Consider the following 17,795-nt stretch of genomic DNA (forward strand, 5'->3'; position numbering starts at 1 on the left):
TAATTATGAAATGGACAGCAACGATTGAAAAAATAGGTAAAAAGGCGGTTGATGCTCGCGACCAAATGGTTATTCTTTTTGGCGAGGGCACTAACCAAGATTTGGAAGATGTTTCAGTTATTCAAAAATTTGATTCTGAAACACCAGTAAGTGGCTTTGTTTTCAAGAAAGGCGATACACTCACAGTTGATGGCACGACCTATATTGCTGATTATGTTGGCCCAATGGTTGAAAGCAATATGAAGGCTTTAGGTCACGCTACTTTATTCTTTAACCGTAAAGTACCTAAGGCACCATTAGCTAACGCTATTTATTTTGACCCTGATGAAAGTCAAGCTTTGCCACAATTCAAGCTAGATGATGACATTGTTTATGAACACATTTAACGGGAATTATTGATGGAGCAAAAAAAGAGTCGTAAAAAAGCCAATTTCTTTGAAAAATGGTTTTTAGATAATCGTTTTAGTGTAATATTATTTAATCTCTTACTGTTTTTCATGATTATTTGGGTTTTCAATAAGATTTCATTTGTCCTGAATCCAGCATGGATGTTTTTCAGTGCAATCTTACCGCCGGTTTTATTAGCCACAATTCAGTTTTATGTTATGAATCCGGTAGTTGATTGGCTTGAAAAAAAGTGGCGCGTTCCACGGGTATTAACGATTATTGTTTTATTCTTAATTGTAGTTGTAGCTTTAATCTGGATAATTAATACGATTATTCCAATTGTACAAGGACAAATCAATTCATTGGTCAAGAATTGGCCAAAAATTTGGGACGATGCTGTTAATGCTACGCAAAATGCTTTGCGTGATCCAAGACTTAACAGCGTTCGCAGCAATATTGACAAAATAATTGATAATACGCAAAAGACCCTGTTCAAGTCAGGACAGACAACTGTCAATGCAGCTTTGACCAATATTTCTTCAGCTGTAAGTATCATTACTATGACCATAATGACGTTAATGACAGCACCTTTCTTGCTTTTCTTCATGTTAAAAGATGGACACAATTTGCGTCCTTACATTACTAAGTTCGCTCCACAGCGTTGGCAAAAGAGTTTTGGCAAATTGCTTTGGGATATCAACAATGCGATTTCTTCTTACATCAGAGGACAAATTACCGTTGCCTTCTGGGTTGGCGTGATGTTCGCTATTGGCTATACTATTGTTGGTTTGCCTTATGGTTATGCTCTAGCAATTCTTGCTGGATTCTTGAATTTGATTCCATATTTCGGAACGTTCATTGCATTTATTCCAGCTTTAGTAATTGGAATTATGACCTCATTGCCGATGCTGATTAAAGTCTTAATTGTTTTTGCAATCGAGCAGACGATTGAAGGGCGTGTAATCAGTCCATTGGTAATGGGGAATAAGCTTGAAATGTACCCAATTACGACTATTTTGCTGTTAATTGGAGCCAGTGCAGTGTGGGGCTTATGGGGCGTTGTTTTCGGAATTCCGATTTACGCCGTCTTGAAGATTATTGTGTCTCGTGTTTACAATTATTATCGAAAAGTATCCGATGTTTTTGATGATGACGCAGATTCAGCCACGGGAGATGCATCTTCGGATAAAAATAAGCAAGTAAAAACAAACTCAAATGATAACTAAGCAAAACGTGGTGTTATAGCCACGTTTTTTGCTGATTTGGAGGTAAAAATGACAAATCACGTTGTATTGTATGAACCATTAATGCCTGCCAATACCGGTAACATTGCCCGTACTTGTGCCGGTACCAATACGGTTTTGGACTTAATTGAACCACTTGGTTTTCAAATCGATAATAAAAAAATGAAACGAGCAGGCTTGGATTACTGGGATAAAGTTGAAATTCATATGCATGATGATCTTGAGGCCTTTTTGAAGACGTTGGGACCAAATGATGAAATGTATCTAATTTCCAAATTTTCATCCAAAAATTATGCCCAGGTGGATTACACAGATCCAAACAAGAATTATTATTTTGTATTTGGAAAAGAAACAACTGGTTTGCCAGAAACCTTTATGCGCGAATATTATGATCGTAATTTGCGGATTCCGATGTCTAACAACATTCGTTGCTACAATTTGGCTAACTCAGTAGCTATGGTTTTGCTAGAAGCATTGCGTCAACAAGGATTTCCTAATATGGAAACAAGTCACCATTATGAAAATGATAAATTGAAGGATGATTATAATCGTCCAGAACGCTATGAACGTAATTTAGGAGATAAAAAATAATTATGGAATTTGAAAAAGAAACACCAATTTTAGTACACTCATTTCACTATGATTTAAATGAAGAACCAAGAGTAAAAAATGAGGTCAATGTTGCTTTTAGAAAAGCTGCTCGTCAAAATGAAGACGGAACGACAGATGAAGGACAAGGCGGAAGCTATTTTGAAGTAGCTGTTGTTTTTGATGTTGCTCCAGAACCTGGTGATTTTTCTGTTAGCGGCCGCATTAGTCAAATTATAAAATTGAAGGATTACTACGGTGATGGTCAGGACTTGTCAAAAGATGACTACCGCCTTTTAAGCAGACCTTTGGTCGAATATATTGAAACTTTAACTTATGAAGTTACTCAAGTAACCCTTGATAAGCCGGTTAACTTGAACTTCCAAGCCAATTTCTAGTTAATTAGGTGAAAACATGCCTAAACGCAAGAAAAGAAAAACAAGTAAAAAAGTAAATAAGAATAAACAAAAGGCATCTTTATACTGTGTAACAGCTGGAATTTTACAGATTTTGATTGCAATTTTGTCATTTGCAAAAGTAGGATGGCTTGGCAATCAAACTGCTAACTTAGTTCGACTTTTCTTCGGTGATTCATATTTGTTGGCTAGTGGTTTATTAGCTTTATTCGGCTTAATTATGGTAATTTATGGTCAGCCAGCTCATTTAAAGGTTAAACGCAGTATTGGTCTGTGTTTATCCATTTTTGGCATCTTGCTTATTCAGAGTGGATTGTTTTTTGGACGTGGACTGGTTAACAGTGGTTTCATGAATTCTTTTTGGCATGAAATGGGTGCTGAATTCGGTCGAGCTGCTGTAACTGAAGACGTTGGTGGCGGTTTATTCGGTACTTTAGGTTTTCAGTTGTTTTATCCGCTTTTAGGTCAGATTGGTTTAAGAGTTATTGCTGTTTTATTGATCCCGATTGGCGTTTTGATGTTCTTTGACGTTAAGTACCGGACAATTGTTGAAAAATTTCAAGCTGTCAGCCAAGGCTTTATTAAGAAAAATAAAGAAGCCAGCGACAAACTAAAAGACAAATATGCGGAAATTCGCGAAAAACAAGAAGAACGTCGCCAGCAAAAGAAATCCAATCGCGATAAATTAACTGATCCATTACAAAAGGAAAGCTCTGTTTTTCCTGATGTTGAAGATTTTGATGAGCAAGAACAAAAGCAAGACTCAGAACCAGCAAGCAGCACAAGCAGCCAACCAGAAGAAGTTGAAACACCAATGCCGGAAGTCATTACGCCAGATACGCCAGCAGAAGATGAGACTGATGAGCACAAGCCAAGTTTCTATTCTGATGATTATCCACAAAATATTGCTAATACTAGCGTAAATCATAGTGAAGATAATTTGCCTAAATCTCATTCTTTTGCCGATGACGATCAAAAGATGATGCAAGAATTAGGCAGCGTGGATCACGGCGAGTTAAAGACAGATACTAAAATTAATTCAAGCTACAAGAAGCCACCATTGTCTCTGCTTGATCCAATAAAAAATGCCGATCAGAGCACTGATAAGCAGTTGATTCAAAAGAACACGCAAATTTTGCAGTCCACGTTTAAGAGTTTTGGCGTTAAAGTAATCATTAAAAAAGCAATTTTAGGACCAACGATTACGCGCTATGAAGTGCAACCCGCAGTCGGCGTGAAGGTTAGTCGGATTGTCAATTTGGCTGATGATCTTGCTTTGGCACTTGCTGCTAAGGATATCAGAATTGAAGCACCAATTCCGGGCAAGCCGTTTATTGGAATTGAAGTTCCAAATCGGACGACCTCAACTGTATCCTTTAAGGATGTGATGGAGCACCAAGATCCTAAAGCAAAAAAGGATCCAATGGAGGTACCATTAGGCAAAGATGTCGCTGGTAAAATTATCTCTGCTAATTTGAGTAAAATGCCGCACCTCCTGATTGCCGGCTCAACTGGTTCTGGTAAATCAGTTGCGATTAACACGATTTTGAGCAGCATCTTAATGAAGGCACGTCCAGAAGAAGTTAAGCTGGTGCTGATTGATCCTAAAATGGTAGAACTGTCAGTTTATAATGATGTACCGCATCTGCTGATTCCAGTGGTAACCGATGCAAAATTGGCCTCCAACGCGCTTCACAAAGTTGTTAAAGAGATGGAGCGCCGCTATAAGCTATTTGCTTCTAGTGGCTGCCGCAATATGAAGGAATACAATCAAAAAGTTGTGGAAAACAATCAAGATAAGACTAAGCCAGTTATGCAGTCTTTACCATATATTTTAGTCGTAGTTGATGAATTGAGTGACTTGATGATGGTCGGTGGCCATGATGTGGAAGAAGCAATTGTTCGTTTGGGTCAAATGGCACGTGCTGCCGGAATTCATATGATTTTGGCAACTCAGCGTCCGAGTGTTGATGTTATTACTGGTTTAATCAAAGCCAATGTTCCATCGCGAATTTCCTTCGCTGTTTCAAGTGGTGTTGATTCCAGAACTATTTTGGATCAGACTGGTGCTGAAAAGTTGCTGGGTCGCGGTGATATGCTTTATATGCCTATCGGAGCTTCTAAACCCGAAAGAATTCAAGGAGCTTACATTGCGAGTGATGAAGTTGAAAGAATTATCGACTGGGTCAAAAAGCAGCAGAAGGCTGAATATGATCAAACGATGATCCCACAAAAGGGTGCAAGCAGTTCAGCTGAAAACGCGAATGATGATCCTGATGATGAGTTTTATGCTCCAGCAGTTGACTTGGTAAGAAAACAACAAACTGCCAGTGTTTCCATGTTGCAAAGACGTTTTAGAATTGGCTACAATCGTGCCGCAAGAATTATTGATGAGATGGAAGCAAAAGGAATTGTTGGTCCATCAGAAGGATCCAAACCTCGTCAAGTATTAATTCCACCAAAGAAAGATGATAGTCAAAATGCTAACGGTTAATACTTCAATTAAATCAAACGAAAAATTTACAACAGCCTCTCTAGGCTGTTTTTTACGCTTGCCGCTGACTAAGCATAATTTAGCGTATGCTAGCTTGCTTTCAAGAATGCAGACGAACGCAAGTCTTTATTTTCCTTCAATTAGAGCTCAACAAGAGGAATTATCTCAGTTGTATGATCTGCAATTAGAAATTATGCCGCAGTTGTTTGGTAAAGAGCTGCTTCTTTCATATGTTGCTAATTTCGTCGAGCCGCTTGAGCTGCTGGATCCAGATTATAGTTATGCCAAAATTGTTGAAGATCTGGCTTTAATTGTTCAGCATCCAAGTTTTGATCCAGCCCTGGTTTCAGTTAGTCAAAAACAATTGTTGGCTGATTATAAAGAAATTGTCGCAGAGCCATCCAATTATGCTCTGGATCGTTTTTTCAATATCTGGTATCAAGATGAGCCTGATTATGCAGAAAACTTTATGGGGCCGATTGAAGAAATTACGGCTGCCACTTCTGGACAAATTCAGCGTTTCAGTGATAGTTTGCGCAGCGTGCCAACGACGATTATTGGCTTGGCTCGAGACCCTAAATCAATGAATAGATTGATTAGAGAAGAGTTTAAACAAGCTGGTCTTTTAAAGAAATTCATGACAGAAGATGCAACGATTATTACGCCTAAGCGTTTAGTTAATAAAACAGAAGAAAAAGGCAATTTGCAAGCCCAATTAATGCTGGGATATGGTTACCGGCAAAAGATTGATTATTATGAGCAAGTTATTGGAATGGTGTTAGCACAATATCTTGCTGGTGACCCTTCTTCAAAACTATTTACGGGAATTCGTGAAGAATTAGGTGCAGCATATGACGTTGAAGCAAATAATTTTGCTAATAATTCATTGTTTTTAATTAATGCTGGCATCGCCCCTGATAAAAGCGGTCAGGCAGAAAAGATCATTCGAAATGAGATGGCCCAAATTGGTGAGGGCAAGATTGATGATGACTTGCTGAAAAAGGCAAAAAGAGCGTTAGTAACCGTTCAAAAAATTGGCCAGGATCAACCTAATTGGCAACTGGCTCAAATGCTCAGAGAAAATCTTTTCCCTGAATACGAGAATTTTGATCGTCTGGCTGCGCTTAAAAAAGTTACAGCTCATCAATTGCAAAAATTTGTTCAAAATCTATTTTTAAATGAAAGCTATATTTTAAAATGAGAGCACCACAAATCATTAAACGAAAGTATGATTCCGGCTTTGAGGCGGAATTTGTATTGAGACCGAATTTTAATCAACGTTTTTTTGGGATAATCGTTGATTTTGGCAGCAGTGATCCCCAAAGACATGCAGGAACGGCGCACTTTTTAGAGCATAAATTATTCGCTAAAGAGAGCGGAGATCTATCGCATGAATTTGAAAAAATTGGTGCTGATGTTAATGCTTTTACTTCTTTTAATGAGACGATGTTTTACTGCAGTGGCATCAGTAATAACCAAACTTTGATCAAGCTTTTATTCAGGCTGGTTGGCGAGCCGTATTTTACCGAAAAAAATGTTGCCCAAGAAGAGCCAATTATTCAGCAGGAATTAGCTATGTATCAAGATGAGCCTAATTGGGCCGTCAATAATACTTTGATGAAGCAAATGTTCGGCGATTCAAATCTAGGAATTGATGTTGCTGGTACCAAAGAAACAATTGCAGCAATCACCGCTCAGGATCTATTGGAATGCTATCAGCAAAATTATGTTGCATCAAAAATGCATTTTATTGCCTGCGGAGATTTTTCAGATTATCAGGTAAAAACGCTCTTGCGCTTAGTGGGTAAATTATCCGAACAATATTTTAAGAAACAAGCAGCTAATAAGTGCAAGATTGCTTGTGCTAAAGGGCAATTGCAAAGCAAGGTCCTAGTCAATAAAAGTGAATCCAACCTTTTTGGAATCGGCTTACGCTTGCCAAATTTTAAGAAAGTATTATCAAGTCGTGATTTGTCTCAAATTATGCTTGAAATGATGTTAGAATCAAAATTAAGTGTAACAAGTCCGTGGTTTGAAAGAATGAGAAAACGCAATTTGTTAAGCAATTCGCTCCAAATTTCGGTTAATTACACACGAGAGGGCAATTTTGCGACTATTTTTGGAATTAGTGGGCAAAGCAAGATGGTCATTCAAGAAATTAAGGATGAGTTAAACAAACCATTGCAGGCTTTGGATAGAGTTTATCTGCATAAGTTCTATGATTTGAAGAAAAAAGAATGGCTTGCACAGACAATTCGCAGTTCAGATGATTTATACTACTTAGCTGTGGAGTGTGCTGAGGAAAGCCTTGATGGCGTGAACTCGTTTGAAAATATCCAGAAGCTGCAGCTGCTTAGTTTTGATGATTTTGCAAGCTATTGTGCAAGTTTGATGAAAGACTATCAATTTTGTGCTGTTAGACTTGAGAAGGGAGAGGCAGAGCAGTGAAACGTGTAATTGTTTTTGGCGCAACTGGCGGAATTGGACAAGCAATCTGTCAGACTTTGGCAGCCGATGGCTGGTCACTTTATTTGCATTGCAATAACAATGTGGATGGAGCTAGTGAGCAGGCGCAAAAGCTGATGACAATTTATCCACAGCAGGATTTTATGCCGATAAAATTTGATTTTTTATCTGAAAAAGAGCAGCTTTCCAAGTTTGTTAATTCACTCTTACCGGTTAATGCAGCGGTTTTTGCACAGGGAATCACTAAATATGATTTTTTGACCAAACAAAAAATTGCTGATATTGAAAAAGTTATTCAAGTCAATCTGACGGTTCCCATTGAATTAACTAAATTGCTTGAACCAATTTTAATTAAACAAGAATATAGTCGCATCGTCTACTTAGGATCAGTTTACGGTGGTCAGGGAAGTGCGCTGGAATCTGTCTATAGTGCGACCAAAGCGGGACTTAGCCGTTTTAGTCAAGCCTATGCGCGTGAAGTGGCTTCGACAAACCTGACGGTTAATGTGGTTGCACCAGGAGCCGTAAACACACCGATGAATGCAATGTTTTCCAAAGAAACAATGCAAGAAGTTGAAAGTGAGATTCCGGCAGGACGTTTGGCTCAAGGAAAGGATATTTCTTATTGGGTAAAATGCTTGCTAGATAAAAATAGTTCTTATTGTACTGGGCAAACAATTTATATTAGCGGAGGCTGGCTTTTATAACATCCAAGTTTGTCATAAAAATTTATGATATACTCAATTTGTTAATCTAAAATTTGAAGAGGTAAATATGGCTGATATCGGAGATAAATTACGCAGTGCTAGAGAAGCTAAAGGTCTTTCGATTGCGGATATTGAAAAGGCAACAAAGATTCAAAGCAGATATTTGGAGGCAATCGAACAGAACGATTTTGATAAGCTTCCTGGTGATTTTTATGTCAGAGCATTTATTAGACAATATGCTCAAATCGTCGGATTAGATGGTAAGGAATTGTTGAGTGATTATCAACAAGATGTACCGAAGTCAGATCCAGATGAATATGTTGAAAATTCAATTGACAACAAGAGTGAGGAAGTTCGTGAGACCACAGATAATAAGAAGAATATGTGGAAGAACTATTTGCCACGGATTGCTATTTGCTTAGGCGTAATCATCGTCGTCTTAGTAGTCTACTTCTTATATGCGCGTCTTTCTTCAAGTGGACAAAGCAGTAATAATGATAACAATGTGGCTGTTTCTTCACAAACTTCTTCTAAGTCAAGCTCATCTTCGGCTGTTAGGAAGAGCAATGTTAAGGTAACTTCTTTGGGCAACAACAAATATCGTGTTACCGGGCTTAAGAATAACCGCAAGTTGACTATTAAAGCTGGTTCTCAAGCCGTAACTGCTACAGTTACTGTTAATGGGGCTACAGTGCAACGTAAGGCCATTGCTGCAAACAGCAAAGATAGCTTGAACTTGTCAAGCGGTGCCAAAACTGTTGCTATTACTTTGAGTAATGATACTGATACTTCAATTAAGATTGCCGGTAAAAAAGTTCCATATACTACCACTGGTCAATCTAGAACAATTACCTTGTTGATTGGTAAAGCAAGTTCACAAATCAGTTCTTCTAGCTCAAGCACGCAAAGCAGTACACAGAGCAGTTCAACTACTAACTCATACAACAAGCAACAAAGCAGCAGTCATCAGAGTCAGACTCAATCAAGTCAAACGCAATCTTCAACTACGCGGAGCAACCAGACTAAAAATGACCAAAACAACCAAGGTAAAAGCGGTCAAGGCCAACAAAGCAGTCAAAACAATCAAGGTAAAAGCGGTCAAGGCCAACAAAGCAGTCAAAACAATAACGATAAAGGCAATGACGCTGGTAACCGTTAGTTTGATTAGAGTGGTATTTTAGAGGAGATAAAAATGAATTTACCTAATAAATTAACAATGTTTAGAATCTTTATGATTCCAGTATTTATGTTGCTTATTATTTTTAGAGGAGCAACAGGCGGCTATACTGCTACAGTCGGTGTAGCACACGGAACAGTAATTTCTTGGCTTCAAGTGATTGCTGTTGTAGTATTTGCAGTAGCTTCTGCTACTGACTGGCTTGATGGTCATATTGCTCGTTCACGCAATTTGGTTACCAACTTCGGTAAGTTTGCTGACCCACTTGCTGATAAGATGTTGACAATGACTGCCTTCATTTTCTTGGTTTCACTTAATTTAGCTCCAGCATGGGTAGTTGCAATTATTGTTTGTCGTGAACTTGCAGTAACTGGTTTACGTTTAATCGTTGTTGAAAATGATGGTGAAGTTATCGCTGCTAAAATGCCAGGCAAGATCAAGACCACAGCACAAATGCTTTCAATTATTTTCTTGCTTTTAGGTGATCCATTCTATATCGGAACTGTTTTGCTTTACATCGCTTTAATCTTTGCCGTTTACTCCGGTTACGATTATTTTCATTCATCATGGGGCGTATTCAAGGGCTCAATGTAGTTTGATAATCAAATAAATCATAAAAAAGATTGGATTTATCCAATCTTTTTTATTTTCTACAGTAAAATAGCAATTTTTTTCGTATTTATAATATAGAGGATAAAATGCTTGAACGCTCGTTCGCTTTTTCCTTGCAATCTGCTAAAGAGTCAAAGTATAATTAATATGTAATTTCCATAGGAGGTAAATAGTTTGGCCAAAGATGAAAAAAAGGCTGCCTTAGATGCGGCCCTCAAAAAGATTGAAAAGAACTTTGGTAAGGGCGCTGTTATGCGGATGGGTGAAAAAGCCGATACGCAAATTTCAACTGTCCCAACCGGTTCAATTGCATTGGATGCAGCCCTTGGTGTTGGTGGCTATCCACGTGGGAGAATTATTGAAGTATATGGTCCTGAATCTTCAGGTAAGACGACGGTTGCTTTGCATGCCGTAGCTGAAGTACAAAAGCGCGGTGGTACGGCTGCTTATATCGATTCCGAAAACGCTATGGATCCAGCTTATGCGGAAGCTTTAGGCGTTGATATTGATTCTTTGATTTTGTCACAACCAAATACTGGTGAAGAAGGTCTGCAGATCGCTGATACTTTAATTTCCAGTGGTGCTATCGACATTGTAGTTGTCGATTCAGTTGCTGCCTTGGTTCCACGAGCAGAAATTGAAGGTGAAATGGGTGATGCCCATGTTGGTTTGCAGGCTCGTCTTATGAGCCAGGCTCTTAGAAAGCTTTCAGGAACAATTTCTAGGACAAAAACCATTGCAATCTTCATTAACCAGATTCGCGAAAAGGTCGGTGTCATGTTTGGTAACCCTGAAACTACGCCAGGTGGTCGTGCTTTGAAGTTCTACTCAACGATTAGACTTGAAGTAAGAAGAGCTGAACAAATTAAGCAGTCTGGTGATGTTTTAGGTAACCGCGTTAAGATTAAGGTTGTTAAGAACAAAGTTGCCCCACCATTTAAGGTTGCCGAAGTAGATATGATGTATGGCAAAGGCATCTCACAAAGTGGTGAACTTTTGGATATGGCAGCTGATAAGAATATTATCGATAAAGCTGGATCATGGTATTCATATAAGTCTGATCGAATTGGACAGGGACGTGAAAATGCTAAGAAATACTTGGAAGATCACCCAGATATTTATCAAGAGATTGAAACTCAAGTTCGTCAAGCTTATGGTATTGATGAAAAATCCATTGCCGACCGTGAAAATCCTGAAAAGATAAAAGAAAAACGTGAAGCCGCTGAAAAGAGCGAAGAAGCAAAAGAAACTGCCGAGAAAAAAGAAGCAGCCAGTAAAAGCAAATAAAGTTGAAGAAATCAACCTTGACCTTGGATTTTAATTCCAAGGTTTTTTCTTGTTGATTGACATGTGCATTCCAGTTCTTTATCATAAGACTGTGTGAATAATTCTAAAAAAAGGCGATAGTAATGATGGTAAATGAAATTCTAATTCCCGCCGTGGTTGCTATTGTTTCACTTTTAGTGGGATTAGGCGCAGGCTATGCAATTCGAAAAAATTCTTGGGAAAAGAAAGCCCAAAATGCACAGAATGATGCTGACCACATTCTTGCTGATGCCAAGGCACGGGTTACTGCTGCTGAAGCTGAAGTAAATGCACAAAAACAGGCTGCGGAAGCAGTTAAACAAAGTGCAGAAAACACCAAAAAAGAAAAAATTCTTGAAGCACAAGAAGAAATTCAAGAATATCGACAAAAAACCGAAGACAGTTTGAATCAAAAACGTGATGAAATTTTACGTTTGCAGAATCGTCTAGGACAGCGTGAAGATACTCTTGATCATCAAAAATCTTTATTGGAGGAAAAAGAATCTGGCCTCTCACAAAAAGAAGATCAATTAAAGCAGCAAGAAGCTAATTTAAACAAAAAGCTAGAAGATGCCAATGAGTTAGTCGAAAAACGTCGACAAAAACTTTATGAGGTGGCTGATCTGGATAAGGAACAAGCTAAGAAGCTTGTTTTGAGTCAGCTCTCAGATGAATTGGTTAAAGAACGAGCTGAAATGATTAGAAATAGCAATGAAGAAGTTCAAGCTAGAGCTGATCGTTTTGCTCATCAAATATTGGTTGATGCGATTCAAAGCTCGGCAGCTGATACAGTTGCAGAAACCACGGTTTCTGTAGTTGATTTGCCAAATGAAGAAATGAAGGGCAGAATTATCGGCCGTGAGGGACGCAATATTCGTTCCTTTGAAGCTTTGACAGGAATCGACTTAATTATTGATGACACGCCGAAGGTCGTTACTTTGAGCGGTTTTGATCCAATCAGACGAGAAATTGCCAAAAGAGCAATGCAGCGTTTGATTAAGGATGGTCGAATTCATCCAGCTCGCATTGAAGAGATGGTTGATAAGGCCCGTAAAGAAGTAAATGACGATATTTATGAAGCAGGTGAAAGTGCTTTGATGGATTTGGGAATTCACCGGATGAATCCTGAATTAGTGAAGACTTTAGGCCGACTTAAATATCGTACTTCTTATGGTCAAAATGTTTTAGCACACTCAATTGAAGTTGCAAAATTAGCAGGTACAATGGCTGCAGAACTTGGTCTAGATGAAAAACTAGCAGTTCGCGCGGGATTATTACACGATATTGGTAAAGCAATTGATCATGATATTGAAGGCTCACACGTTGAGATTGGGGTTGAATTGACTCGTAAATATCATGAATCAGATATAGTAGTTAATGCGATTGCGGCTCACCACGGAGATGTACCGAAGTTATCGTTTATTGCTGAACTTGTAGTAGCGGCAGATACGATTTCTTCAGCTCGTCCGGGTGCAAGAAGCGAAAGTCTTGAAAACTACATTAGACGGCTGACTGAACTTGAAGACATAGCCAAGAGCTACCAAGGAGTAAAGCAGGCTTATGCGATTCAAGCAGGACGTGAAGTCCGGGTTATGGTTGAGCCTGATGAAATTTCAGACGATCGTATCACTGTATTGGCACGGGACATTAAGAACCAAGTTGAAAAAGAACTTGATTACCCAGGTAATATTAAGATTACGGTTATTCGTGAAAAACGAGTGTTTGCAATTGCTAAATAAGCGTTCGGCATAAGAGCTGAGCGCTTTTTGCTTTACTTAAACTTGATTGTTATCTCAAAGTCCTTGTATAATGAGAGGAAAACTTCTTAAAGAAAGCAGTCAAAAATGTTTAAAATTATTGTTGATTTATTCTTTCTGGTCATTATCCAGGCGGCCATCACGCCGTTTATTCGAAGATTGGCCTTTGTTTTAGGAGCCGTAGATAATCCTAATGCAAGAAGAGTTAACAAAAAGCCAATGCCGACAATTGGTGGCTTGAGTATTTTCGTGACTTTTAATATCGGTTGCTTTATTCTTTTGCGTGAGCAATTTCCAACCCATGAATTATTTTCAATTTTGCTTGCCTCAAGCGTTATTGTCTTGACCGGTATGATTGATGATATTCTTGAATTAAAGCCTCGACAGAAGATGTTTGGCATCTTTATCGCATCCCTGGTGGTTTATTTCTTGGCAGGCATCCGAATGAATGTTATTAATCTGCCGTTCGTTCACCATGAAATAACTTTAGGCTGGTGGAGCATGCCAATCACCATTTTTTGGATTCTGGCTTTGACTAATGCCGTCAATCTGATTGACGGGCTTGATGGTTTAGCTGATGGCGTATCGATGATTTCTCTAACTACGATGGGAATCGTCGGCTACTTCTTTTTACATACCCATGAACTGTATGTTCCAATTGCTTGCTTTATGCTGGCGGCCTGTTTATTGGGCTTTTTACCGTACAATTTTCATCCAGCCAAAATTTTCTTGGGTGATACGGGAGCATTGTATATTGGGTTCATGATTTCGATTTTCTCGCTTAAAGGCCTGAAAAACGTTACTTTCATTTCATTGCTGGTCCCAATTATAATTTTAGGGATTCCAATTACTGATACCATTTATGCGATGATTCGGCGGAAGCTGAACAAGCACCCAGTTTCGCAGGCCGATAAGCATCACTTGCACCACCAATTAATGAAGATGGGATTGACTCATCGACAAACAGTTTTGACAATTTATGCTTTATCTTTAATTTTTTCTTTTATTTCATTGTTGTTCCTGCTTTCACCAGCTTGGGGAATTTGGCCATTAATTCTGGCATTGTTGTTTGCCCTTGAATTATTTGTTGAATCAATTGGACTTTTGGGTGAAAAATACAAACCGCTCATGCATTTGATGCAGAAAGTTATCAATTCTCGAAGTACGAGGGATCCAAAAGTTGAGGTTTGGCATTTGGGTGAGGAAAAGCCAAATCAATTAAAACGTCCGGATAAGCAATTTAAAGTTCAAGACGATAAGAAAAATAAGTAAAACAAAAATGAGTTTGAGATAATTTTTCTCAAGCTCATTTTTATTGTTCATGAAAATTGTTTTGCGTCACGGGTATTTCATTGTAGCGCTTTTCGCCTAACGTGAACTTTACTTTGCCAGCCAACAAATTAGTTAAATCGTCTTCGAATTGCTTTTGGTTTTCTTCATCCAGAAAAACTTTAATTTGAACATCAGTTGCATAATTGGTATCTGCAATGAAAATTTGTTTTTCTTTAAGGTAGTGGTTAACTTCATCAAAGCGATTATAGGCAACAGAAAAGATCAGTTCTTGCTGTAGACCCCGTTTAATGACGCCAATCTTTTCGGCAACTTGGGTTACGCTGTTTGAATAGGCTCTGATTAATCCGCCGGCACCCAGCTTAATGCCACCAAAATATCTGGTAACGACCACAGTCACGTTTTTAAGCTTCATCAGTTGGAGTGCTCTCAATTCAGGGATGCCAGCCGTACCTGAAGGCTCACCGTTGTCGCTAGCCTTTACTTGATCATCATTGAGACCAATCGTGTAAGCATAAGTATTGTGATTTGCATCATGGTACTTTTTGCTTATTTTTTTAATAAATGCCATTGCTTCTTCAACCGTATTGCTGCGTGCTATGCTGGCAATGAATCTGCTTTTTTTAATAATAATCTCATTAGTGCCATTTTCTTTGATAGTTAAGAAATTTTCATTTTTTGACAAAAAATCGCCTCTTTTTACGTATATATATTTTAGGAGGACAAAAAATGGAAAATTCACCCCAATTAGCTGGTCGACAATGGACGAGCAATCAACAGGATTTTAGCATAAGTGCAGATACTAATAAAATTCCAGCAATTGAAAACTTTTATTGCAATCGTTGTGGCAGCCGTGTTTCAGGAGAATTGCCATCAGGTAAAAAATATTGTCGTGCCTGTATTGGTCTGGGACGAATCTGTGAAGGAGACAGTTTGATTCGCCTGCCAGCAGATAATCGGCTTTTTCCAAAATTAAAAAATGGCGGAATGACTTGGCAAGGAGAATTAACATCGCAGCAGCAAAAAGTGTCGACGGCCTTGCTGGAAAATTTTAACAAAAAGAAGAATACTTTGGTTCACGCTGTTACAGGGGCCGGTAAAACAGAAATGCTGTTTGAATTGATTGCTGCTTGCATGAAAGAGGGAAAACGAGCTTGTATAGCGACGCCGCGAATTGACGTTGTAAATGAGCTCTATCCTCGTTTTGAAGCAGCCTTTGCCAAAATTAAAATTGGCAAATATCATGGCCGTGAATATCATGATCCGGAAAACGATCAATTGACGATTTGCACAACGCACCAATTGCTAAAGTTTTATCAGGCATTTGACCTTTTAGTTATTGATGAAGTTGACTCATTTCCTTATGTAGGAAACAGTCAGTTGCACTTTGCGGCTAAGAATGCAGTAAAAAAGACGGGAGTTCGTGTTTATTTAACAGCTACGCCAACGGAAGACCTGCTCTTAGAGGCAAAAAGCGACGAATTAGAAATCGTCAAATTAAATCGCCGGTTTCATGGTGGATTGTTGCCTGTACCTAAAGAAAAATTGTTTTTACGACCATTTCTGAAAAAGAATAAAATTAATCCAAATCTATTGCGGGAAGTAAAAAAAGTTTTAGCGACGGGCCATCCTTTGCTTTTATTTGTTCCGCGAATAGATGAAGTTAATATTTATTTGCAGGCACTAAGGACCGACCCTGCTTTGAAAAAAGTGCACATTGCCGGCGTCCATGCTGCAGATAGCAAAAGAATTAAGAAAGTCCAGCAGTTTCGTGAAGGACAACTAGATTTATTGATCACAACGACTATCTTAGAACGAGGCGTAACTTTCAAACATGTGTGGGTTATTATTGTTGCGGCTGATGATCCAATCTATACTACAGCGAGTTTAGTTCAAATTGCCGGCAGAGTTGGTAGAGATAAAAACGATCAAGATGGGCTAGTGCTTTATTGCTATCACAAATATACGGCCAAGATTGATTTAGCAGTCAAGCAAATTAAGGAGATGAATCGATGATTGAATGTCTGCTCTGTGGTCAGTATTTCGCTGCTGATTTCAACTTGCTGGATCTTTTATCACCGCAAAAAAAGAGACAGGTTCGTCTTTGTCGGCAATGTCTTAAACGTTTTCCAAGATTAGGCAAAACACGCTGTCCAAATTGTGATAAAAATGTGGGAAAAAGCGGACTATGTTTGGACTGTAAAGATTGGCAAAAGATTTATCCCGATAATTTGCTTAAAAATCATGCTGTTTACCGTTACAGTGATGCTTTTCATGACTTAATGGTGAATTATAAAAGTTACGGCGATTACTGTCTTCGAGAAATTTTGCAAGAGTTGATTCGAAAAGAAATTCAAGAATACCATTTTGATTATTACGTACCAGTACCTACATCACCGGAGCATCAAAAACGAAGACAATTTGATACAGTTAGTGCAATCTTTGCAGATTTGCTGCCGCTTAGCTATTTTCTAAAAAAGAAAGAAGGCACAGGAGCACAGGGTGAAAAGAATAAGCGTCAACGGCTGCTAACGCCACAAGGCTTTTTTGTTGCTAAAGATGCCCCAATCAACGATAATATTAGTAATGACAGATTTTTATTATTAGATGACATTTATACCACGGGAAGAACCTTATATAATGCGCGAGACAAGCTTTTAGAAGTGTTTCCACAAGCAAAAATTGAAAGCTTTGCAATTTGTCATTAATCAATTGTTATTAAATTAATGCTAAACGCTTACATTTTTTGGTATAATGAAATTGTAAAGAAAAATCGCATAGCGGTGAAAGGAGAATCTTATATGTTAAAATACAATGTTCGTGGTGAAAATATTGAAGTTACTGATGCCTTAAGAAACTACGTTGAAAAACGTTTGAATAAATTGGAGAAATACTTTGAATTATCTCAAGATGTGATTGCCCACGTTAACTTAAAGGTTTACCGTGATCACTCAGCAAAAGTAGAAGTAACTATTCCATTACCTTACTTAGTTTTGAGAGCTGAAGAAACCACGGACGATATGTATCGCAGTATTGACTTCGTTTCAGAAAAATTGGAACGTCAAATCAGAAAGTACAAGACACGTGTAAACAGAAAGAGCCGTGAAAAAGGTTTGCACGACTTCTTTGTTGAAGCTCCTGAAGAAGAAGAAAAGAAGCCAGCTGAATTTGATATTGTTCGTAACAAGCGTGTTAGCTTGAAACCAATGGATCCAGAAGAAGCTATTTTGCAAATGAATATGTTGGAACACGACTTCTTTGTATTCCAAGACGCTGAAACTAATGGTACAAGCGTTGTTTACCGCAGAAACGATGGCCGTTACGGCTTAATCGAAACTAATGAATAACAAAA

Annotated in this window: 17 protein-coding genes; 16 read left to right on the forward strand and 1 reads right to left on the reverse strand. The window is 38.4% G+C overall.

Going from position 1 to position 17,795, the window contains the following annotated elements; all coding sequences use genetic code 11:
• The first annotated feature begins 5 nt into the window (after positions 1-5).
• The 13 genes from B2008_RS07860 to B2008_RS07920 all read left to right on the forward strand — a co-directional run bounded on the left by B2008_RS07860 (position 6) and on the right by B2008_RS07920 (position 14,425).
• Complete coding sequence (locus B2008_RS07860) at positions 6-386, forward strand: PTS glucitol/sorbitol transporter subunit IIA (protein ID WP_281829873.1); 381 nt, start codon at positions 6-8, stop codon at positions 384-386.
• Positions 387-398: 12 nt separating this feature from the next.
• Entirely contained in the window at positions 399-1,613 is a 1,215-nt protein-coding gene (locus tag B2008_RS07865) for an AI-2E family transporter (RefSeq protein ID WP_281829871.1), read from the forward strand.
• Between the two features lie 48 nt (positions 1,614-1,661).
• Positions 1,662-2,222 carry a tRNA (cytidine(34)-2'-O)-methyltransferase gene (locus B2008_RS07870; RefSeq protein ID WP_006352645.1) on the forward strand — a complete coding sequence of 187 codons (561 nt, stop codon included), beginning with the start codon at positions 1,662-1,664 and terminating at the stop codon, positions 2,220-2,222.
• A gap of 2 nt (positions 2,223-2,224) precedes the next feature.
• Positions 2,225-2,617 (forward strand): DUF1149 family protein, encoded by a 393-nt coding sequence (locus B2008_RS07875; RefSeq protein ID WP_281829868.1) that lies wholly within the window; start codon positions 2,225-2,227, stop codon positions 2,615-2,617.
• Positions 2,618-2,633: 16 nt separating this feature from the next.
• A complete protein-coding gene (locus B2008_RS07880) occupies positions 2,634-5,129 on the forward strand; it encodes a DNA translocase FtsK (RefSeq protein ID WP_281829867.1) in 2,496 nt (831 codons plus the stop codon).
• Positions 5,116-6,330 (forward strand): M16 family metallopeptidase, encoded by a 1,215-nt coding sequence (locus tag B2008_RS07885; protein WP_281829866.1) that lies wholly within the window; start codon positions 5,116-5,118, stop codon positions 6,328-6,330. The genes B2008_RS07880 and B2008_RS07885 overlap by 14 nt, the downstream gene beginning before the upstream one ends.
• Positions 6,327-7,577 (forward strand): M16 family metallopeptidase, encoded by a 1,251-nt coding sequence (locus B2008_RS07890; RefSeq protein ID WP_281829865.1) that lies wholly within the window; start codon positions 6,327-6,329, stop codon positions 7,575-7,577. Before B2008_RS07885 ends, B2008_RS07890 begins: the two co-directional genes overlap by 4 nt.
• Positions 7,574-8,302, forward strand: a complete 729-nt coding sequence (ymfI, locus tag B2008_RS07895) for an elongation factor P 5-aminopentanone reductase (RefSeq protein ID WP_281829864.1) — start codon at positions 7,574-7,576, stop codon at positions 8,300-8,302. The genes B2008_RS07890 and ymfI overlap by 4 nt, the downstream gene beginning before the upstream one ends.
• A 67-nt stretch (positions 8,303-8,369) precedes the next feature.
• Positions 8,370-9,461: a helix-turn-helix domain-containing protein gene (locus B2008_RS07900; RefSeq protein ID WP_281829863.1), complete on the forward strand. Its 1,092-nt coding sequence runs from the start codon at positions 8,370-8,372 to the stop codon at positions 9,459-9,461.
• Between the two features lie 33 nt (positions 9,462-9,494).
• A complete protein-coding gene (pgsA, locus tag B2008_RS07905; protein ID WP_281829862.1) occupies positions 9,495-10,073 on the forward strand; it encodes a CDP-diacylglycerol--glycerol-3-phosphate 3-phosphatidyltransferase in 579 nt (192 codons plus the stop codon).
• A 192-nt stretch (positions 10,074-10,265) separates the two neighbouring features.
• The gene (gene recA / locus B2008_RS07910; RefSeq protein WP_281829861.1) at positions 10,266-11,378 is read left to right on the forward strand and encodes a recombinase RecA; all 1,113 of its coding nucleotides are present in this window, start codon (positions 10,266-10,268) and stop codon (positions 11,376-11,378) included.
• Positions 11,379-11,500: 122 nt separating this feature from the next.
• Entirely contained in the window at positions 11,501-13,135 is a 1,635-nt protein-coding gene (rny, locus tag B2008_RS07915; protein ID WP_414672003.1) for a ribonuclease Y, read from the forward strand.
• 105 nt (positions 13,136-13,240) lie between these two features.
• A complete protein-coding gene (locus B2008_RS07920) occupies positions 13,241-14,425 on the forward strand; it encodes a glycosyltransferase family 4 protein (RefSeq protein ID WP_281829860.1) in 1,185 nt (394 codons plus the stop codon).
• Between the two features lie 40 nt (positions 14,426-14,465).
• Here B2008_RS07920 and B2008_RS07925 read toward each other — a convergent pair whose 3' ends face one another.
• Positions 14,466-15,128, reverse strand: coding sequence for a YigZ family protein (locus B2008_RS07925; protein WP_281829858.1), 663 nt, complete (start codon positions 15,126-15,128; stop codon positions 14,466-14,468).
• A 44-nt stretch (positions 15,129-15,172) separates the two neighbouring features.
• On the opposite strand from B2008_RS07925, the gene B2008_RS07930 reads away from it, so the two are divergent.
• The 3 genes from B2008_RS07930 (at position 15,173) to hpf (ending at position 17,790) form a co-directional block, all read left to right on the forward strand.
• On the forward strand, positions 15,173-16,459 hold the full coding sequence (locus tag B2008_RS07930; protein WP_281829857.1) for a DEAD/DEAH box helicase: 1,287 nt from the start codon (positions 15,173-15,175) through the stop codon (positions 16,457-16,459).
• Positions 16,456-17,151, forward strand: a complete 696-nt coding sequence (locus B2008_RS07935; RefSeq protein ID WP_281829856.1) for a ComF family protein — start codon at positions 16,456-16,458, stop codon at positions 17,149-17,151. Before B2008_RS07930 ends, B2008_RS07935 begins: the two co-directional genes overlap by 4 nt.
• A gap of 93 nt (positions 17,152-17,244) precedes the next feature.
• Entirely contained in the window at positions 17,245-17,790 is a 546-nt protein-coding gene (hpf, locus tag B2008_RS07940) for a ribosome hibernation-promoting factor, HPF/YfiA family (protein WP_281829854.1), read from the forward strand.
• Positions 17,791-17,795: the final 5 nt, after the last annotated feature.

This window comes from Lactobacillus sp. UBA5813, from assembly GCF_002417895.1.
Lineage (GTDB): Bacteria > Bacillota > Bacilli > Lactobacillales > Lactobacillaceae > Lactobacillus > Lactobacillus amylolyticus.